We start from the raw sequence: 19,754 nt of genomic DNA, 5'->3' as shown, positions 1-19,754 counted from the left end.
ATGGTGCGGCGATGGAGTGCCGCGCCCGTTTTCCGGACAGGCGACAGAATGCAACCTCTTCAACCCATAAAGAACAGCACGCGGATTTTTCTCGGCATTCTGTTCTTCGTGCTTTTTTTCTCCGCCTGGGGCTTTGCCACGCTCGGCGGTTTCGTATCGCCGACCTTTCTGGCTGACCCGATCACTATGCTGAAGGACGGCATCTATCTGCTGACCGATCAGGGATTTGCCAGCGATATCGGAATGACGATCTGGCGTGTTGTCGGCGGCTTCGTGCTGGCCTCGCTCGTTGCCGTACCAGTCGGCATCGCCATGGGCGCTTACAAGCCGGTCGAGGCGCTGCTTGAGCCCTTCGTCTCCTTCGCACGCTATCTTCCGGCTTCTGCCTTCGTGCCGCTGCTTATTCTCTGGGCCGGCATCGGCGAGATGCAGAAGCTGCTGGTGATCTTCATCGGCGCAGTTTTCCAGATCATTCTCATGGTTGCCGTGGCGGTTGCCGGCACAAGACGCGATCTGGTGGAGGCTGCCTATACACTTGGCGCAAAAGACCGGGGCGTGGTCCGCCGCGTTCTCATTCCCGCCAATGCGCCCGATATTGCGGAAATTCTCCGTCTCGTCCTCGGCTGGGCCTGGACCTATGTGATTGTTGCCGAGTTGATCGGCGCGTCGTCGGGCATCGGCTATATGATCATCAACAGCCAGGCGCTGATGGCGACCGGGCAGATCATCTTCGGCATCATCGTCATCGGTGTCATCGGACTTATTTCTGACTTCGCGTTCAAATCGCTGAACCGGAAGCTTTTCGCCTGGAGGCTTGCCTGATGAGCGAACTCGTTATCAAGGGCGTCAGCCGCACTTTCCCCGGCGTTCAGGGCGGCCAGCCAACGCTGGCCTTGCAGCCCACGGATCTGGAAATCTCCCGCAACGATTTCGTCACCATTCTCGGCCCGTCCGGATGCGGAAAGTCGACCTTGCTGCGCATCATCGCCGGTCTTGACCGTCCAACGACGGGTGAAGTCCTTTTGTCCGGCCGGGCAGTGACAGGGCCGGGGGCGGATCGCGGCATGGTGTTCCAGTCCTACACGCTGTTTCCGTGGCTAACGATCCGGGAAAACGTCGCCTTCGGTCTGCGCGAGCGTGGTGTGGCCGAGAAGGAAAAATGGGAGATCGTCGACAGCTATATCGACAAGGTTGGCCTGCGCGGTTTCGAGAACCATTGGCCGAAACAGCTGTCCGGCGGCATGCAGCAGAGAACAGCCATCGCGCGCGCTCTGGCAAACGGCCCGAAGATCCTGCTGCTCGACGAGCCTTTCGGCGCACTCGACAACCAGACGCGCGGGCTGATGCAGGAATTGCTGCTCGGCATATGGGAGCGCGAGCAGAAGACCGTCATTTTTGTGACACATGACATCGAGGAGGCGGTGTTCATGGCGTCGCGGGTTGTGACGATGTCAGCGCGGCCGGGGCGCATCAAGTCGATCATGCCGGTCGACCTGCCGCATCCGCGTCACTACACCGTCAAGGCCAGCCCGGAGTTTTCGCAGCTACGCGCCAAGTTGACGGAGGAAATTCGCAGCGAGGCGATTGCCGCCGCTGCCCATGGATAGTTGATCCATAGAACCGGGAGGAAGGAAGCATCGGTATGAGGAGTACAGGCGCCGATCTTCAGGAAAAATCACTGCACGAGCGCATCCGCAACGATGTCGAGCGCCACATCATGTCGGGCGAGTGGCCGCCGGGGTACCGTATTCCCTACGAACACGAGATGACCCGGCAATATGCCTGCTCGCGCATGACGGTGAACAAGGCGCTCGGCGAACTGGTGCAGCGCGGCCTTATCGAGCGCCGCCGGCGTCTCGGCACTTTCGTTCGCCAGCCCCATGCGCAATCGGCCGTGCTGGAAATCCACGATATCGAGCGGGAGGTGCAGGCCCTCGGCCTCGTTTACGGTTACCGTCTCGACAGACGGCGACTGCGCCCTGCGGGGGAAGAAGACGGCGCGGCCATGGCGCTTGCCGCGGATGCCTCAGTTCTGGAACTCACCTGCACGCATTTTGCCGGCGGCGTTCCCTTTTGCCTCGAGGAACGCATCATCAATGTCACCGCCGTTCCGGAGGCTGAGGCAGCGGATTTTTCACAGATCGGGCCGGGCACTTGGCTGCTGAAAATGGTTCCCTGGAGTGCCGCGGAACATCGCATCAGCGCAGTTTCCGCTGATCGCAAAAACGCGACCGCGCTCGGCATTGCTTCCGGTGCGGCGTGTCTGGTCATCCACCGCCGCACCTGGCACGGAGCGGATTATGTCACCAGTGTTCGGGTCACCTATCCCGGCGACCGACACGCGCTGGTGGCGCAGTTTTCGCCTTCGCAAAACACCTGAAGACCGCAGGTCGGTCAATTTTTTGTAAAGAAGAGTTTACGGGTCGTCTTTTGGCAATATAATAGTTGTCAAAAGAACTCAGGTTTATTATCGGAACGTCAAGCTTTCACGACGGCATCCGTTCATGGCCCCGGTTTTAATGAACCGGTCAATCTGCGGATGAGTTCATCGACGGAAATCCGGGATAAAAATTATGTCAGCTGAGACCTCAACTTCTTCCGCGTGCTTCACCAGAGCAAACAAAACACGGCATATCTCACTTGCCATGACGGTCACTTTGCTGGCCGGCTTGAGTGCTGGAGCGGTTTTTGCTCAGTCGGCATCTGAGACCCCGATCCAACCAGCACCTGCACCGGCAACGGAAACGATGCAGCCCGCGCAGTCGCCGGCTGAGACGCCGAGCACTCCGGCAGTCCAGCCTGTTCCGCCTTCCGCTGCCGCGCCCACACAGCCCGCGCCGGCCCAGCCTGCGCCCGCCGCAAGTAATCCCACGCCGGCAGCCGAAGGTGTTTCACCGCAGCCGACACAGACGGAGCAACCCGCTCCGACGAACGGTACGGCAGCGCCGAACGAGGTCTCCACCCCGGTTGAACCGGTAGTCGCCGAACCCGCAAGTGCCGGACATCGTGCGGACATTCCGCACAACCTGTCTCCCTGGGGCATGTTCATGGCGGCAGACTGGGTCGTGAAGGGCGTGATGATCGGTCTTGCCTTCGCATCGCTCGTCACCTGGACGGTCTGGGTGGCGAAGTCTATCGAGCTTGCCGGTGCACGGGTGCGCGCCGGTGCGACACTCAAGGTTATTCGCAGGGCGAAAACCCTGAACGAGGCGACTGAGGCCGTCGAAAAGAAGGGCGGGCCGGCAGCGCTGATGTTGCGCATGGCAACTCACGAAATGCAGCTTTCCGACGCGGTGGTCGAACACACCGACGGTGGCGGCATCAAGGAGCGTGTATCCTCGGCCCTGTCACGCATTGAAACCCACGCCGGTCGCCGCATGTCGCGCGGAACGGGCGCCTTGGCGACCATCGGCTCCACCGCTCCCTTTGTCGGTCTGTTCGGTACCGTCTGGGGCATCATGAATTCCTTCATCAGCATCTCGGAATCGCAGACCACCAATCTTGCCGTCGTGGCACCCGGCATTGCCGAGGCGCTGCTTGCCACGGCAATCGGCCTTGTTGCTGCTATTCCAGCGGTGGTGATCTACAACGTCTTCGCCCGCTCGATCACCGGATACCGGCATTTGCTGGCGGATGCCGCAGCCGGCGTGGAACGCCTCGTCAGCCGCGACCTCGATTTCCGCCGCATTCCGCCGGGCAGCAGCAAGCCCGCAGTGTCGTTGGTTGGGCGGTGATCGGTCATGGCTGGCGGTATTCGCGAAAATAGCGGAGACGATCTCTCCGAAAACCACGAAATCAACGTCACGCCTTTCATCGACGTGATGCTGGTTCTGCTCATCATATTCATGGTTGCCGCACCGCTGGCGACGGTGGATGTGAATGTCGATCTGCCCGCATCCACCGCCAAGCCGGCGGAGCGCCCGGAAGAGCCGCTTTATCTGACCGTCAAGGATGATCTGTCGCTCAATCTCGGCAATGATGCGGTTGCCCGCGAAGCCCTGGCAGCGGCGATCGACCGGCAGACGAGCGGCAAGAAAGATACGCGAATTTTCCTGCGCGCCGACAAAGCCGTCGACTATGGCCACTTCATGGAAATCATGAACCTGCTTCGCGATGCCGGATATCTGAAAATCGCTCTGGTAGGGCTGGAAAATGCCGCTGCGGCAACGCAGCCAGCCGGTGCCGTTCCGCCCGCCGCGCCTTCAGTTCCAGGAACCGCGCCATGACTGAAAACGGCTACCCGCAGTCCCGACATTCCCGCCTAGGGGAAGCGGCGTTGTGGTCCGCCGCAGCACTGCTCATGCTGGGCGTTCATGCGGGTTTTGCCTATTACCTGATGCAGGAACCAGAGGAACTGGATGCCGGCGGGCCGCCGCCTGCCGCAATCATGATCGAAATGGCGGCCATACCGGAAGCCGTCAACACCGAGGAAACGACGCCTGCGCAGGACGTTGAAGATGCCGAAGAGGTAAAGAGCGACAACAGCCAGCCGGTAGAGGAAGTCACCCCGGAGGAGCCGCCGCCGCCTGAGCCGGTTGTGGAAACGCCGCCGCCGGAACCCGTGCAGCCGCCGGAACCGCCGGTCGAGGAGATCGTCGAACCGCAGGAAATTCCCGAACCGGTGGAGCCGATCGATCCCGTGCAGGAACAGATGATGGCGGAACTCGAAAATGTCGAGGTTCCCTTGCCCGTCATCCGGCCACCGCCGCCGCCGGTCGAAAAGAAGGTGGAGAAGAAAGAAACGGACGACAAGAAGAAGGTCGAGCGCCAGCGCCCCAAACCGCAACAGGCATCGGAACTGCGCGAAACGGCCAAGGCCGAGACACAGCAATCCGACCGGACGGCGGCATCGCGCAACAATGCCGGTTTCTTCTCTTCATCCTCCGCCTCGCCGGCAAAATGGGGATCGAAGGTTCGCTCGCATATCCAGAGGCGTAAGCCCCGCTCGCTTCGCAGCGATGCGATGACAGCGACCGTGCGGTTCCGGGTTAACGATACAGGCGCCATCAGCGGTGTCAGTGTGGTGCAGTCCACTGGTGATTCCTCCATCGACCAGCAGATTGCGGCCTGGATCCAGAGCGCGTCACCCGTGCCCGCGCCGCCACCGGATGCAAATAAGACAATCACCTTGCCGATCAGCATCCGCTAGATCAATTCCAAGGCCACGTCGCGGTTCTGCTGGAATAAGCTCTTGCCTGGCATGACGCCCTGCCGAAGGGCGAATGCGTGCCCGACCGGTATTCTCGATAAGATATCCATTTGGGCCTGAATTGCATTTCGCGAATGTTTTCGATGGTGTAGGTCTTGTCGACTTAACACGCAGAGGCATTCCGGAATGAAATTCTCAATCGCAGAGGCGGAGGATCTCGTATCCTCTATCTTTGAGCGTAACGGCGTTCTGCCGCAAAACGCCCGCTCCGTGGCGAAGGCGCTCGTGGCATCCGAGGCTGCAGGCCAGGGCGGCCACGGTTTTCGGCGTATCCCCGTTTATGTCCGTCAGGCGCGGGTTGGCAAGGTCAATGGCAATGCGCGGCCGGTGGCAAGTCGTGTCAAACCGGGTGTGCTTTCAATCGACGCTAACAACGGTTACGCCTATCCCGCGATCGACTGCGCCGTAGACGAGTTGCCGGACATGGCCCGGCAGCAGGGCATCGCGCTTGCCGCGATCCATCGCTCCCATCATGCAGGCGTCATGGCACTTACAGTCGAGCGTTTCGCGGAAATGGGCCTCGTGGCGCTGATGTTCGCCAATGCGCCTGCATCCATGGCGCCTTGGGGTGGCACCAAACCGCTCTATGGCACCAATCCGATTGCGTTCGCCAGCCCTGTTGGCGAGGCAGATCCGCTGGTGATCGATCTGGCGCTTTCCAAGGTTGCGCGCGGAAAGATTATGGCGGCCCGCCAGAAGGGCGAAACCATTCCGGGCGACTGGGCGCTTGATATGAATGGCCGGCCCACGACCGATCCCGAAGAAGCCCTGGCCGGAACGATGGTGCCTGCGGGCGAGGCCAAGGGGGCTGCCCTGGCGCTGATGGTGGAGATCATGGCCGCCGCGCTAACCGGTGGAAGCTTCGCCTTCGAGGCCTCTTCCCTTCTGGACGACAAGGGTGCGCCACCCTCTCTCGGCCATACGATCATCGCCATAGACCCCGTATCGTCGGGCGGTGCGGCCTTTACCGAGCGACTGGCGCTTATCGCCGGAGAGATAGAGAAGCAGGAAAACGTGCGTTTGCCCGGTCGGCGAAGCCAGGGCATTCGAAGGCAGGCGCTGGAAAGCGGTATCATCGTCGAAAGCGATATTCTTGCCGAGATTCAGTCGCTGTGAGGAACTGAAAATGAAAACCCGGCGGACCGGAAAGTCCGCCGGGTAAACCGTGTATGGCTGCCTTGCATTTGCGCCGATAGGCCGGAAATCATTTCCGACCCGCCTTTTGGTCCGCCGTCCCGCCATCGAAATGGTGGGTTTTTGGCGCAGAAAGCAACACATCCGGTTTTGGCTTACGGGAAGGGGACGATATCGCGTAAGCTTTTGGAGCGAGAGGGAAGCTCTAAATATCCTGTTCGATCAGTCCACGCAGCAGGGCGATGCTGACGGCATTCAGCAGATTGGCCGCACCCAGCCTTAGGCGGACCCGTTCCAGAGTATCTTTAACATCCGCTTCGTCCGCTCCCGTTATCAAGGCAATGTGAGAAGGATGTCGGCCCCGCGCAACGAGCCCCAGATATTGCCGCTCACGATCCGAAAGGACGATTTCACGCGCCTGGTGACGTTCATGCTGCGTTTTTGACGACATAGTCTTTCAGCCTCAAAAGAGATTGACCTTCCCAAAGCCGGATGTGGCCTCAGGAACCAGGCAATAAGCGGCTGATCTCGCAGCCAGCCGGTCCCGGCATGGGCATATCCTCGGCGATGAAAGAATGACTGCATCGTCCTTCCCAAAAACCTGAAATCGGTTCTTGTCCAGAACAATGTAAAATTCAAAGCTTTGGAATATTTTCCGTCATGCCCGAAGGCATATTGCGGCGTTCTATTAGGCGGTCTGCCATCTCAAGAGAATAACATCTCACGCCAAGTTTTGCGTTTTTATTGTTATGTTTCGATACATAATCCAATGAACGCCGACATATTTCCTAATTTTATTTTGGATATATGGAATATTGATGCTGGGAATGCGCCCTATACGGCGGAATGATGCGCGTGTGTCTTGCGAATATCCGTGGGCGTTGCCCCGAACCAGCGGGAAACGGAACGCGAAAACGCACCCGGCGTGGAATAGCCGAGCCTGTAGCTGATATCGGAAACCGGAAGATCGCTTTCCACGAGGAGCTTGAAGCCGGCATTCTTGCGAATGGCGTCCTTTATCTCGTTGAGATTAGTCCCAAGCTCGGCAAGCCGTCTTTGAAAACTGCGTTCCGACAGGTTGAAATAGGGGGCGATCTCGCTCAGCGAAAGCTCGGCATCCGACAGCCGCACCTGCATGTAACGCTTCACCTGATCGATGAAATGCGTGGCGTCTGCCGATGTCTCCGGCCGCAGCATCCGGCATTGCAAGTTCATCAGCTCGAACAGCCGCTCATCTGCATTTGGGTTGACCACGTCCAGAAGTGATGTGGGAAGACGCATGGTATGGATGGGTTGCGAAAAGCTGACGCGCTTGGTCATTCTTTCTTTAAATAGCTGAATATTAACCGGTTTCGGCCGTTCCAGACCGATCTCGATCAGGTTGACGCGCTCCCCCAGAATATCGCGAAGGCGCTGGATCAGAGCTGTCAGCGACAAATCCACATATTGATCGCGTTTGGCGATGACAGGCGCAAAGGACCACGACAGGGTTACGTGCGCGGCATCCGTGACCATGGTGAAATTGCTGTTATTGGTCGCGTAATAAACGTGATCCTGAAGAAAACGCAGGAAAGCCCGCACTGTCGGCGCGCTGATCAGGCCATATCCGAATGCGCCGGATGCGCCGGCGGGAAAGGTGGACGCGCATTGCAAACCAAAGGCGTCGTCGCCGGAAATCAACGCACATGTCTCGAGCAGGCGGCAAAATCGGTCGAGGCTGATGCGCTCCGTCACGCTGCCGAAAGTGGCGGGATCGATATCGAGAGCCTTGCAGATGGGGGCAATATCGATGCCCCGCGACCGTGCATAATTGGCGACGCCGGCGGCCAGACCGGCCACCACTGTTATCTCGTCGCTGACCCTCTTTTCAGGCATCCCTCGCCTTGGCGTACCATGTTTGGAAATTGTCGCCTGATGGTAAGCGTTGGGAAGCCATTTGTCGAGCAGTTCGGCCTATGGAGTTTAAATGTGGCGACGGCAGGCGCTCTGCTCCAGCACCTGCATGATGGTTTTGCCCGCATCTTCCATGGAACCGCTATTGTCCACGGTCGTCACATCAAAATCTCCGACGACCGTGAGCGAACTGCGTTCCAGCCGCCGGAGAATATCCTCCCGGCTTTCCCGCCCGCGCTGCTCCAGCCGCTTCGCCAGCACGTCCGGCCGTGCAACGATGTTCACGACCTTGAGGCGCGCAAAGGCGGTGCCGAACTGGGGCAGGGCCGAGCGGGAGCCGTTGGCGATGACCACGTCTCCCGCATTAAGATGACGATAGACGGCGGCCGGAATGCCATATTTCAGCCCGTGCGCCTGCCAGGAAACGGCAAAAGCACCTTCGTCTTCCAGCCGGTTGAACTCGTGCATGGAAACGGCATCGTGATTTTCGCCGCCGGCATCGCCGCTGCGGGTAATGACCCGGCGGGTGAAATGAAAGCCCGGCCGCCCGGACAGCTGCGCTGCCGCATAATCCATCAGCGTGTCCTTGCCGGCCCCACTCGGGCCGACAATTACGATCATGGTTCCGGGCACAGTACCCAGTGTCTGGCCGTCAAGCCGGCTATCCTGTCCGTTGCCGGTCATGCCACGCGTTTGCCCTGACGCCAGACCGAGCGGGCGACGGGAACGCCGTCCTCACGGTGAACTCGGACCAGATCGGCCCGCAATCCCGTTGCGATGCTGCCGCGATCGCGAAGGCCCACCGTTCGTGCCGGCGTGGAGGTAACCATGCGCAACGCTTCCGGCAGAGTGATGGCTTCCACCTGGTCGGCGAGCAGGAACGGTGCGTAAAGCAGGCTGAACGGCACATAGTCGGAAGAGAGAACATCCAGCACGCCAAGTTCGGCAAGATCACGCGCGGCGATGTTGCCGGAATGGGACTTGCCGCGAACGATGTTCGGTGCGCCCATCAGCACGCTCATGCCGGCGCTGTGCGAAGCCTTTGCCGCCTCGACGCTGGTGGGGAACTCCGCGAGTTTCACGCCGTGCCCGATCGCTTCGCCCACATGCGCTTCTGTAGCGTCGTCATGGCTTGCAACGGTTATGCCGCGCTCGGCGCAGCGGGCCGCCAGGTAATCCCGGTGCTTGGCAGAAAACTCCGCCGATGCCGTCTGCCGGCGTCTGACGAACTCGGCGAAAGCCTCGTCGCTCAGTCCGCGCTTCTTCTGGTAATAGAAGATATATTGATCCATCGACTGGAACTGGCGCTGCCCCGGGGAGTGGTCCATCATCGAAATCAGCCGCACACGCGGATCGGTCGCAAAATCTTGGAAATGCTCGAGCACATCGGCGGAGGCGACTTCACAGCGCAGGTGCAGCAGGTGATCTGCCCGCAGGCGGTTCTGATCGGCAGCGGTTTCAATGGCATCCGCCATTTCCCGCATCTCGCCCTTCTTGAACCCGCCATCTTCGTCGGAGCCGAGCCGCAGGCAGTCGAAAACAGTGGTAATGCCTGATGACGCGACCTGCGCATCGTGAGCCTGAATGGCGGCGATCTTATCCCAGATAACCCCGGGACGCGGCGAATAGTGCTGTTCCAGATGGTCGGTGTGCAGTTCCACCAGACCCGGGATGAGGAAATCGCCTTCAAGATCCTCACCGGTCTTGGAGGCGCCTTCGCTGATATCGGCGATCTTGCCGTCACGGATCAGAACGGATCCCAGAATAATATCGTCTTCCAGAACGATACGGGCGTTGGAAAGGGCATGCTCGGTCATGGGTCAGCATCTTTCTTTGGCGGCTGGCCAAGCGGGTGCCAGCGATGAACGGTAAATGGTGCGCCGCGCGTTTCCTCAACGAACAAAGCGAGGCCGGAAATGGTGAGAGGCCGGTCGACGAACTCGGAAAACTTGGTCGAAAGCACATCCTGGATAGCGGGCGCGTCGCTTTCGTCGATGCGGCCCGTCAGCGTCATATGAAAGCGGAAGTCGTCCATGACATGCGGATAACCCCAGAGCGACAGATTTTGCCGCTGGCTTTCGGTCAGGTTTTGCGGGCGCCGGCGGGCAATGTCGGTTTCGGACAGGGGGGCGCGAAACCGGTCGAAATGGTCGACGATCTCAGCGGCAAAATCCTGCAGCGGCTGGTAGGTGCGATCCGGAACGAGCGCGAAAAACGGCCCGAGTGCGCCGATGACAACACGCGGAATATCGAAGACGGACTGGCTGGCCGCAAACTGTTCGAGGGCGGCGACGAGATCCGCTTCGCTGTATTTTTCGGAAAGCTCGAAGGGGGCTTTCAGCGTCGCGTGGAAACCGTAACGGCGCGGCTCCTCCGTCATCTCCGCATAAGCGGCATGGTCATCATGTTGCGCGCCGGAAAACGCATTGCGTCCCAGCCAGCGCGACGCCGCTTCAGTCAGTGGATGATCTTTAGCCGGAGAAAAATAGATGGCGTAGCGCACGGCAAGCACTCTTCGGTGTCATGGAAAACCTGGATGAAAAGCTATTTGGCGTGACTCGCCCGCTTCCCGCAAGGTCAGGAGTGCGAGGTAATCGCTTTCCGTGACAGAATGATGATGCCCCAGGAAAAAAAGCGCTTGAAACGCCGCGTGTCTCTCGAATGTCCGCAAGACGGATGCTGGCGCATTGAGGGGATGTATCTGACTTTGCAAAGAGGTTCCGGTTTTGCGCACGTCTCGGGAAGCGGGATAGCCAAACCCCGCTCCTGCTTTATGAATTAATGCTGGGTTTTCCCGATCAGGCGCGACCGCAGGGAATTCGAGATGTGGTCGAACAGGAAAACCACGAAGAGAATGAGCAGCACCATATAAGCGACCTTGTCCCAGTCGGCATTGGTACCCATTGCTTCCAGCAGTTTCAAACCGATGCCGCCAGCGCCAACCGCACCGATGATCGTGGCTGAACGGGTGTTGCTTTCCCAGAAATAAAGCGACTGGGAAATGAAGACCGGCAGGACCTGCGGAAGCACGCCGAAACGATTGACGGCAATGGGAGAAGCGCCAACCGATTTGACGCCCTCGCGCTGCTTGTCGTCAACATTCTCCAGCGCCTCGGCATAGACCTTGCCGAGCGCACCGGTATCGGTGAAGAAGATCGCGGCAATGCCGGGGATCGGTCCCGGGCCGAAGCTGCGGGTGAAAAACAGCGCCCAGATCAGCATGTCGATCGAGCGCAGGAAGTCGAACAGACGCTTCATGCCCCAGTTGGCGGCCCTGTTGGCGGTGATATTGCGTGCGGCGAGAAAAGCGAGCGGCAGGGCAACGAGCGTGCCGAACAACGTGCCCACAAAGGCCATCACCAGCGTCTGCATCAGCTTGGAAAGAATATCGGCGTGCTGCCAGACACCATTGTCGAGGAAATCATCGACCATGTGGCTGATGTTTGAGCGCGTGGGATCGAGCCTTTCCCCCCACAGCGCCAGTGCGGCAAGGTCGCCGTAGCTCTTGCCCCAGAATTCCGATTTGGTATCGAACAGGAAGTTCGCCCACCCGAGGAACCGCCGCTGCACGTAAACCTGGCTGGTGCGGATTTCCGCCTGTCCGGCAAAACCGTAATGCACGAGAACCTTGTTGCCGTCCTGCGTGATCTCTTGCGGCAGGACCTCAGGCGCCAGAGCTTTGTCGCCATTGATGATGACGGTATAGTTCTTGCCGTCCACATAGACGTCCACCCGGGTCGGCGTTACGTCGAGACGGTTTTGCGTGCCCGCGTAAACGACGCTGTAGCCGCCATCCGGCAAGGGTTGCAGCCAGTCGATCGGCGCATCGGCGGGATATTGCATCCGGCTTGACCACTGCGGGTTCACCTTGCCGTCTTCGAAACGAAGGCGTGGCTGGGCCCGCCAGGAATACCAGTCCTGAATGTAGCTCGAAGCGCGATCCCATCGACCCTGCATGAAGGCGGGGCCGACATTGAAGAAGAAAAAGCAGGCGGTGAGATAGACGAGGACGGCGACAATACCGGTCAGCAAGCCGTATCGCTGCATGAAGCCGCGATTGAAAATTGCGGGATGTGCGGCCGTCAGCCTCTCGCGGTCTGCGGTATTGAGAATGAAGCTGGACGACATCAGGCCGCTCCCCGTCCGAATTCGAAGGATTGATGGCCGATCAGCCTGCGGCGCAACCAGCTTGAAAACTGGTCTACGGCGATGATGGTGATCAGCAGCAGGAAGATGATGGCATAGGTCTTGGAGGCGTGATCGTTACCGATCGACAGCCGGAAGACCTCGCCAATGCCGCCACCACCAACGGCGCCGATGATGGTCGAGGCGCGTACATTGATTTCGGCACGCAGCAATGCATAGGACACGAAATTGGGCAGGACCTGCGGCACGATGGCAAAGCGAACCCGCTCCAGCCAGTTGGCACCCGCGGCACGCAGGCCTTCATCCGCCTTCATGTCGGCATTTTCCACGACTTCGAAGAATAGCTTCCCCAGAGCCCCGATGGTGTGCACGGAAATCGCGATGATCGCCGCGATCGGCCCGATCGATAAGATGGCAGTCAGCAATCCCGCGACGACGATCTCCGGAAAGGCGCGCAGGATCTCCATTACCCGGCGTACCACCCAGCGCACGAGGCCGGCACCGATAAGGTTGGTGGAGGCAAAGAAGCACAGCACAAATGCGAAGGTCGTGCCTATTATCGTCGAGACCAGCGCGATGTTGAGCGTGATGATCAGCTGATAGATGAAATGCGGTATGTAGAAACCGTTGGTGATGTAAACGCGATCCGCGACATAGTTGTATTTCAGCGAACCGTTGTCATAGGGCGACGGCAGGTCGAACATCGCCCGGAAGACCTCGAGCGGACTATCCGGCACGAATGTTTTCATGAAGTCGAAAAAATATGGCAGGCGCTCGAAGAACTTGCCCGAATTGGCCTCATTGGCGAAATTCAGTGAGGCGGCAAGGACGATGAGGAAGATAACGAGCGACATAACGGTATAAATCCGCCGTGTCCTAAGCTGCTGTTGATAATGACGCATCACCGTTCGGGACGATGCGCTCAATCCCTCGGGCGTGAGGGTACCATGTTGCAGTGTGGTCGCCATGCCGCTTTCCTTTATTGGCAAAAGCGGCGGTGCCGCAAGGCACCGCCGCTTCCGGATATGATCTGAGGATCAGCCGCCGATAACGGACTTACGGGCGTCGATGATCGTCTGGTAGAAGGACGGATCGACCTTGACGTAGCCGGTGTTCTTGCCCTGGCTGAAGCCCTGGAAGCAGGCGAGGTCCTTCTTCGGCAGTTCCATGAAGAAGGTCTCGACCTTCTGCTTCATGCTGTCGCCGATCTTGTTTGCGACCATGAGCGGACCGTTCGGGATCAGAGGGGACTTCCAGACTTCGACGATATCGTCCATGTCGAGATTGCCCTTCTTGACCATCTGGTAGAGGTTGCCGGCCGTGTAGCCTTCTTCCCACTTGCCGACGCCCGAACCGAAGGTCGTGCCAACGTCGAACTTCTTGTCGAGAACGGCGAGAACGAGGTTCTCATGACCGCCGCCGAAGCCGGTTTCAGAGAAATATTCCTTGACCGGAACGCCGGTTTCCTTCGGAATAGCAACATTCGGGACGAGGAAGCCGGAGGTGGAGTCAGGATCGGCGAAGCCGATCTTCTTGCCCTTGGCGTCAGCCAGCGTCTTGATGCCGCTGTCCTTGCGGGCAACCATGATGGTGTAATAACCGGTCGAACCGTCAGCGCCAGCCGTGGTCAGGATCGGGTCGACAGCCTTCGGATCGGCAAGAGCGATCTTGGCGTAGGAAGAAGCGCCCATGGAGGCGATGTCGATGGTGCCGCCGAGCAGGCCCTGGATAACGCCGTTATAGTCCGGCGACGGGAAAACCTGAACTTCGGAAACGCCGGTTGCAGCCTTGAGGCCATCGGCAACGCACTTCGTGTTGCGGATCTGGTCGGCTTCATTTTCCGAACCGTCGAGACCGATACGCAGGACCTTGACGTCCTGAGCCATGGCCGAACCGGCCAGAACGCCAAGGGCGACTGCCGAAAGAAGGATTTTCTTCAACATGGACTTTCTCCTGTTTCCCGGCGAGCCGGAGTTTGTTGTGAAGTATCGGCCCTTGACGCGGGCGCAAACGATGCTGAGCGGTTCCTCAGAGCCCGGCGAGAGCCAGCGGTTCGGGACCGGCAGATTGCTGAACCGGACGCGCGGCAAGCTGCGCGCCGGGAATATTGATGCTGGTCGAGGTCATGGTCTCGTCGATGCCGGCGCCGTGTGAATCCGTGCCGTAAATCTCCGTGACCGCCGCAGCCGTCAGTTCGGCGGGTGTTCCGTCGAAAACGACTCGACCCTGCGACATGCCGATGATGCGTTCGCAATAATTGCGCGCCGTATCCAGCGTATGCAGATTGGTGATGACGGTGATGCCTTCACGCTCGTTGATGTCGCGCAGGGCGTCCATGACGATCTTGGCGTTCAGGGGATCGAGAGAGGCGATCGGCTCGTCGGCGAGAACCATCTTCGGAGACTGCATTAGTGCCCGGGCGATAGCGACGCGCTGCTGCTGGCCGCCGGAAAGCGTGCCCGCCGCCTGCATGGCCACGTGCTCGATGCCGAGCCGCTCGAGGGCGGCAATCGCCATCAGGCGCTCTTCATCCGTGAAGATGTTGAACAGGCTGAGCACGGTCGAACGGTGGTTCAGGCGGCCGAGCATGACATTGGTGAGCACGTCGAGACGCGGCACCAGATTGAACTGCTGGAAGATCATCGCGCAGTCGCGCTGCCAGTTGCGCAGGGCGGCACCCTTCAGCGAAGAGACTTCCGTGTCGTTGAAGTGAATGGAACCCGAGGAGGGATCGACGAGGCGGTTGATCATGCGCAGCAGCGTTGACTTTCCTGCGCCAGAACGTCCAATCACGCCAACCATCTGGCCTTGCGGAATTTCCACATTCACGGAATCGACCGCAGTGTGGTTGCCGAAACGGCGCGTGACTTGCTTCAGGTGAAAGCTCATTTCCCCGTCCAATCTTCTTCTGATGGGGTTCGACCTAACAGCGGTGCGTGAAGCGTGAATGTCAGTTTGATGAAGAAAATATTACAGAATGCGCAGATAAGGCGTGCGCGTGGTCGCCTGCGAACCTTTTAGTAGTCGTGCCAAGGGCTTGAAGCCCGCGCTGTGTCTCGCAGACATGGTTAGGGAGACCCCGGAGCATGACCCCGGAATCTGCAGTTTCTTCGGTGTGGGGCGATTTTACCCGGCGTATTTCGCCACGAAATCCTCGGCGGCGAGGGTGCGGAAATCGTCCAGTGCGCCGCGCAGCGTTGCGTGGTCCCAGTCCCACCATTTGAGATCGTCCATGCGCTGGCCAAGGTCCGCCGGGAAGCGGGTCCTGATCAGCCGGGCGGGTACGCCGCCGACGATGGTATAGGGCGCAACGTCTTTCGACACGACCGCACCGGCCCCGATTACCGCGCCGTTTCCGATTGTGACGCCAGGCAGGATGGTCGCGCCATGGCCGATCCAGACATCGTGGCCGATCACCACGCGCTTGGCGCGGCGGGCGGCGAAGAAGTCATTTTCATCTTCGGCGTCGTCCCAATAATTGCGGGCACGGTAGGTGAAATGGTGAAGTGTGGCGCGCGACATCGGATGATTGGTCGCGTTGATGCGGACGGATGCGGCGATGTTGACGAATTTGCCGATGGTGGCGCACCAGATCGCACCGTCCTGCATGACATAGGAATAGTCGCCCATCTCCACTTCCTCGATGCGGCAGCGTTCCGAAATTTCGGTATAGCGGCCGATCGATGAATTGGTGACGCGGGCACTTTCGTGGACAACAGGTTCGAGACCGACCTTCACACTCATGCCGCTGCCTTCCGGGGGGAGAATTGCGAGACATCCAGAACGCGATCGGCCACGGCTTCGCGCACTTCCTCGTCATGGAAAATACCGAGCAAGGCCGTCCCTTTGCGCTTCTTTTCCGCGATCATCTCCACGACCACCCGTCGGTTGGCGGCATCCAGGGATGCGGTCGGTTCATCGAGAAGCAGGATCGCGTGATCGGTGATGAAACCGCGTGCGATGTTGACGCGCTGCTGCTCGCCGCCGGAAAAGGTTGCTGGCGGCAGCGACCACAATTCCCGCGGCAGGTTGAGTTTCGAAAGCAGAACGGCTGCCTGCTCGCGGGCCTCTTCTGCGGCAACCTTGCGCGCAAAAAGCGGCTCGGCGACGACGTCGATCGCCGGAACGCGCGGCACGGTGCGCAGAAACTGGCTGACATACCCGATGGTGCGATGGCGAATCTCGAGGATGGTGCGCGGCGAGGCGCTGCCCATGTCGATGACCTGATCCTCGTGGCGGATGAGGATCTGGCCGCTGTCGATGGCATAATTGCCATAGAGCATTTTCAGGATCGAGCTTTTGCCGATGCCGGATGGGCCGCCGAGCACGACACATTCTCCGCCGGACACGGAGAAACTGACATCCCGGACAACAGGCAGTTCGATGCCATCGCGAAGATGCATGGTGAAGCTTTTGAAGACTTCCGAAACGATAAGGGGTGTCGGCATGGCGTCAAACCTGCAAAATGGAGGAAACAAGCAATTGCGTGTAGGGTTCGCGCGGATCATCCAGCACCCGGTCTGTCAGACCGTGTTCGATGACGTCACCACCCTTCATCACCATCATGCGATGGGAAAGCAGCCGCGCGACCGCCAGATCATGGGTGACGACGATAACGGCGAGGCCGAGATCGTTGACGAGACCACGCACGAGATCGAGCAGGCGTGCCTGCACCGAAACATCGAGGCCGCCGGTCGGTTCGTCCATGAAGACGAGGCGCGGTGAGGTCACCAGGTTGCGGGCAATCTGCAGACGCTGACGCATGCCGCCGGAAAAGGCGCGTGGCTGGTCGTCAATGCGGTCTGTGCCGATTTCCACCCGCTCCAGCCACTCGCTGGCCGATTGCCGGATATTGCCGTAATGCCGGTTACCGACAGCCATAAGCCGCTCGCCGACATTGGCACCGGCCGAAACCGCCATGCGCAGTCCATCCGCTGGGTTCTGGTGCACGAAACCCCAGTCTGTCCGCATCAGGAAACGCCGTTCGGCCTCGCCCATATGATAGAGATCTCGCACCGAGCCGTCGCGCATGCGATATTCCACGCTGCCAGCCGTCGGCATGAGCCGTGTGGAAATGCAGTTGAGAAGCGTGGTCTTGCCGGAGCCGGATTCACCGACGATTGCCAGAACCTCGCCCGGATAAAGCTCGAAGGAGACGTTGCGGCAACCGGCGCGGTCGCCGTAATATTTCGAAACGTCCCTGACTTTCAGAAGCGGTGCGTCGCTCATTCTGCGGCCTCCTTCACATCCGCCAGCAAATGGCCCTTGTGGCCATGGGCGCGGCGGTCTTCGCAATGGTCGGTATCGGAGCAGACGAACATCCGCCCGCCCTTGTCGTCCAGCACCACCTCGTCCAGATAGACATTCTCCCCGCCGCACAGCGCGCATGGCTTGTCGAAGCTCTGGATTTCAAACGGATGGTCCTCGAAATCCAGGCTGACGACATCCGTGTAGGGTGGCACGGCATAGATGCGCTTTTCGCGCCCGGCCCCGAACAATTGCAGGGCGTCCGACAGGTGCATTTTCGGATTGTCGAACTTCGGGGTTGGCGAGGGGTCCATCACATAGCGCCCCGCAACCTTCACCGGATAGGCATAGGTGGTGGAGATACGGCCGTTGCGGGCGATGTCCTCATAAAGCTTGACGTGCATCAGGCCGTATTCCTCCAGCGCATGCATGACGCGGGTTTCGGTCTCGCGCGGCTCGAGGAACCGCAAGGGTTCAGGAATGGGAACCTGATAGACAAGCACCTGCCCCGAATGCAGTTCTTCTTCGGGAATGCGGTGCCGCGTCTGGATGATGGTTGCATCCTTGGTGCGGGTGGTGACGGCGACATCAGCGACTTTCTGGAAGAAGGCGCGGATGGAAACGGCGTTGGTGGTATCGTCGGCGCCCTGGTCGATAACCTTCAGGACATCGTCTGGACCGAGGATGGCGGCGGTCACCTGCACGCCGCCGGTGCCCCAGCCGTAAGGCATGGGCATTTCACGGGAAGCGAAGGGAACCTGATAACCGGGAATGGCAATTGCCTTAAGGATCGCCCGGCGGATCATCCGCTTGGTCTGTTCGTCCAGATAGGCGAAGTTGTAGGCAGCCAGCCCGTCGTCGAATGAAACTTCTTTAAGCATTGCGCGTTAACCTTGCGAAAAAAGGAGTACAAGCTCATGGAGATTGGAATTCTTGCAGCCGTGTTCTTTGCCGCTTTTGCAGCATTGACCGTCTTTTGCGCCTATTGGTTCGGCGAGCAGCACAGTCGCTGAGTTATTCGGCGGCATCGCTCATCCATTCCCTGGCATCGGTGTCGGTCGCGTCGAAATCGGCGCGCATTTTGCGCACCAAGCCCAGTTCGGCCTGAAAATCCACGTAGTGCGGCAATTTCAGATGTTCGACAAAGCCCGTCGCCTGCACATTGTCGGCGTGCGAGATGACGAATTCCTCGTCCTGCGCCGGGGCAACCACATCCTCACCGAATTCAGCGGCGCGTAGCGCACGGTCGACCAGTGACATGGCCATCGCCTTGCGCTCGCTCTGGCCGAACACCAGACCGTAACCGCGGGTGAATTGCGGAGGTGCCTTGGCAGAACCCTTGAACTGGTTGACCATCTGGCATTCAGTGACCTTGATGTCGCCGAGCGAGACAGCAAAACCGAGCTCCGGCACATCCAGTTCGACCTCCACCTCGCCGATGCGGATTTCACCGACGAACGGGTGTGTGCGTCCGTAACCGCGCTGCGTCGAATAGGCGAGCGCCAGAAGAAAGCCCTCGTCGCCGCGTGCAAGCGATTGCAGGCGCAGGTCGCGCGCCATCGGAAACTCTATTGGTTCGCGTGTCAGATCGCCGGCAACATGGTCGTCCGGCATGTCGCCGTCACTTTCGATCAAGCCTTCTTCGGCGAGAATGTCGGATACGCGCATGACGTATTCTGTCTCGCCTTCACGGATGGCAGGGATCTCGACAGCTCCGTCCTCCAGCAGCGAGGGATCGAGCAGGCGGTGGGTGTAATCGAAGGTCGGTCCCAGCAATTGCCCGCCCGGCAAATCCTTGTAGGTTGCCGAAACGCGCCGTTGGACCGTCATCTTCGCAGTATCCACGGGAACAGAGTAGCCGAAACGGGGCAGGGTCGTGCGGTAGGCGCGCAGCAGGAAAATCGCTTCTATCATGTCGCCGCGAGACTGCTTGACGGCAAGGGCGGCCAGCGACTGGTCGTAAAGCGAAGCCTCCGCCATGACCCGGTCAACGGCGAGCGAAAGCTGCGAAACGATCTGCGCCACCGTCATGGCGGGCAGGTCGCGGTCTCCGCGCCGCTTGTCGGCCAGAAGCCGGTGGGCGTTGGCGATGGCGGTTTCCCCGCCTTTGACAGCAACATACATC

General features: G+C 59.6%; 21 protein-coding genes. 7 read left to right on the top strand and 14 right to left on the bottom strand.

Annotated features, from left to right (window positions below; all coding sequences use genetic code 11):
* The first annotated feature begins 48 nt into the window (after positions 1–48).
* The 7 genes from ACQZ63_RS06240 to ACQZ63_RS06210 all read left to right on the top strand — a co-directional run bounded on the left by ACQZ63_RS06240 (position 49) and on the right by ACQZ63_RS06210 (position 6,325).
* Positions 49–822 carry an ABC transporter permease gene (locus ACQZ63_RS06240; protein WP_003514452.1) on the top strand — a complete coding sequence of 258 codons (774 nt, stop codon included), beginning with the start codon at positions 49–51 and terminating at the stop codon, positions 820–822.
* Positions 822–1,607 (top strand): ABC transporter ATP-binding protein, encoded by a 786-nt coding sequence (locus ACQZ63_RS06235; protein WP_013635262.1) that lies wholly within the window; start codon positions 822–824, stop codon positions 1,605–1,607. Before ACQZ63_RS06240 ends, ACQZ63_RS06235 begins: the two co-directional genes overlap by 1 nt.
* A gap of 35 nt (positions 1,608–1,642) precedes the next feature.
* Positions 1,643–2,380, top strand: coding sequence for a histidine utilization repressor (gene hutC / locus ACQZ63_RS06230; protein ID WP_019564534.1), 738 nt, complete (start codon positions 1,643–1,645; stop codon positions 2,378–2,380).
* A 193-nt stretch (positions 2,381–2,573) separates the two neighbouring features.
* A complete protein-coding gene (exbB, locus tag ACQZ63_RS06225) occupies positions 2,574–3,734 on the top strand; it encodes a tonB-system energizer ExbB (protein ID WP_162763598.1) in 1,161 nt (386 codons plus the stop codon).
* A 6-nt stretch (positions 3,735–3,740) separates the two neighbouring features.
* Positions 3,741–4,226: a TonB system transport protein ExbD gene (exbD, locus tag ACQZ63_RS06220; RefSeq protein ID WP_038489415.1), complete on the top strand. Its 486-nt coding sequence runs from the start codon at positions 3,741–3,743 to the stop codon at positions 4,224–4,226.
* A complete protein-coding gene (locus tag ACQZ63_RS06215; RefSeq protein WP_038489418.1) occupies positions 4,223–5,149 on the top strand; it encodes a TonB family protein in 927 nt (308 codons plus the stop codon). The genes exbD and ACQZ63_RS06215 overlap by 4 nt, the downstream gene beginning before the upstream one ends.
* Before the next feature lie 186 nt (positions 5,150–5,335).
* Positions 5,336–6,325 (top strand): Ldh family oxidoreductase, encoded by a 990-nt coding sequence (locus ACQZ63_RS06210; protein WP_112291039.1) that lies wholly within the window; start codon positions 5,336–5,338, stop codon positions 6,323–6,325.
* 223 nt (positions 6,326–6,548) lie between these two features.
* Here the strand turns inward: ACQZ63_RS06210 and ACQZ63_RS06205 are convergent, their stop codons facing one another.
* The 14 genes from ACQZ63_RS06205 to ACQZ63_RS06140 all read right to left on the bottom strand — a co-directional run bounded on the left by ACQZ63_RS06205 (position 6,549) and on the right by ACQZ63_RS06140 (position 19,753).
* Positions 6,549–6,794: a helix-turn-helix domain-containing protein gene (locus ACQZ63_RS06205; RefSeq protein ID WP_003514469.1), complete on the bottom strand. Its 246-nt coding sequence runs from the start codon at positions 6,792–6,794 to the stop codon at positions 6,549–6,551.
* 383 nt (positions 6,795–7,177) lie between these two features.
* A complete protein-coding gene (locus ACQZ63_RS06200; protein ID WP_112291037.1) occupies positions 7,178–8,218 on the bottom strand; it encodes an AraC family transcriptional regulator in 1,041 nt (346 codons plus the stop codon).
* 87 nt (positions 8,219–8,305) lie between these two features.
* Positions 8,306–8,920 carry a phosphonate metabolism protein/1,5-bisphosphokinase (PRPP-forming) PhnN gene (phnN, locus tag ACQZ63_RS06195; protein WP_003514473.1) on the bottom strand — a complete coding sequence of 205 codons (615 nt, stop codon included), beginning with the start codon at positions 8,918–8,920 and terminating at the stop codon, positions 8,306–8,308.
* A complete protein-coding gene (locus tag ACQZ63_RS06190) occupies positions 8,917–10,053 on the bottom strand; it encodes an alpha-D-ribose 1-methylphosphonate 5-triphosphate diphosphatase (protein WP_113555611.1) in 1,137 nt (378 codons plus the stop codon). Before ACQZ63_RS06190 ends, phnN begins: the two co-directional genes overlap by 4 nt.
* Positions 10,050–10,748, bottom strand: a complete 699-nt coding sequence (locus tag ACQZ63_RS06185) for a DUF1045 domain-containing protein (RefSeq protein WP_019564525.1) — start codon at positions 10,746–10,748, stop codon at positions 10,050–10,052. Before ACQZ63_RS06185 ends, ACQZ63_RS06190 begins: the two co-directional genes overlap by 4 nt.
* A gap of 266 nt (positions 10,749–11,014) precedes the next feature.
* Positions 11,015–12,364: a phosphonate ABC transporter, permease protein PhnE gene (gene phnE, locus ACQZ63_RS06180; RefSeq protein ID WP_113555610.1), complete on the bottom strand. Its 1,350-nt coding sequence runs from the start codon at positions 12,362–12,364 to the stop codon at positions 11,015–11,017.
* Positions 12,364–13,350 carry a phosphonate ABC transporter, permease protein PhnE gene (phnE, locus tag ACQZ63_RS06175; protein WP_113555609.1) on the bottom strand — a complete coding sequence of 329 codons (987 nt, stop codon included), beginning with the start codon at positions 13,348–13,350 and terminating at the stop codon, positions 12,364–12,366. The genes phnE (ACQZ63_RS06180) and phnE (ACQZ63_RS06175) overlap by 1 nt, the downstream gene beginning before the upstream one ends.
* Before the next feature lie 69 nt (positions 13,351–13,419).
* Positions 13,420–14,325, bottom strand: a complete 906-nt coding sequence (phnD, locus tag ACQZ63_RS06170) for a phosphonate ABC transporter substrate-binding protein (RefSeq protein WP_113555608.1) — start codon at positions 14,323–14,325, stop codon at positions 13,420–13,422.
* Between the two features lie 85 nt (positions 14,326–14,410).
* Positions 14,411–15,271 (bottom strand): phosphonate ABC transporter ATP-binding protein, encoded by an 861-nt coding sequence (gene phnC, locus ACQZ63_RS06165; RefSeq protein ID WP_003514481.1) that lies wholly within the window; start codon positions 15,269–15,271, stop codon positions 14,411–14,413.
* 237 nt (positions 15,272–15,508) lie between these two features.
* A complete protein-coding gene (locus tag ACQZ63_RS06160) occupies positions 15,509–16,126 on the bottom strand; it encodes a transferase hexapeptide repeat family protein (protein WP_113555607.1) in 618 nt (205 codons plus the stop codon).
* On the bottom strand, positions 16,123–16,830 hold the full coding sequence (gene phnL, locus ACQZ63_RS06155) for a phosphonate C-P lyase system protein PhnL (RefSeq protein WP_003514486.1): 708 nt from the start codon (positions 16,828–16,830) through the stop codon (positions 16,123–16,125). The genes ACQZ63_RS06160 and phnL overlap by 4 nt, the downstream gene beginning before the upstream one ends.
* Positions 16,831–16,834: 4 nt before the next feature.
* Positions 16,835–17,611 carry a phosphonate C-P lyase system protein PhnK gene (gene phnK, locus ACQZ63_RS06150; RefSeq protein ID WP_113555606.1) on the bottom strand — a complete coding sequence of 259 codons (777 nt, stop codon included), beginning with the start codon at positions 17,609–17,611 and terminating at the stop codon, positions 16,835–16,837.
* Positions 17,608–18,510, bottom strand: a complete 903-nt coding sequence (locus ACQZ63_RS06145; RefSeq protein WP_003514490.1) for an alpha-D-ribose 1-methylphosphonate 5-phosphate C-P-lyase PhnJ — start codon at positions 18,508–18,510, stop codon at positions 17,608–17,610. Before ACQZ63_RS06145 ends, phnK begins: the two co-directional genes overlap by 4 nt.
* Positions 18,511–18,643: 133 nt before the next feature.
* Positions 18,644–19,753 carry a carbon-phosphorus lyase complex subunit PhnI gene (locus ACQZ63_RS06140; protein WP_113555605.1) on the bottom strand — a complete coding sequence of 370 codons (1,110 nt, stop codon included), beginning with the start codon at positions 19,751–19,753 and terminating at the stop codon, positions 18,644–18,646.
* Position 19,754: the final 1 nt, after the last annotated feature.

The sequence above is a fragment of the Agrobacterium sp. CG160-95 genome (genome assembly GCF_053521725.1).
The sequence above is the reverse complement of the archived record's forward strand: the minus strand, read 5'-3'. Positions and strand labels throughout refer to the sequence as shown.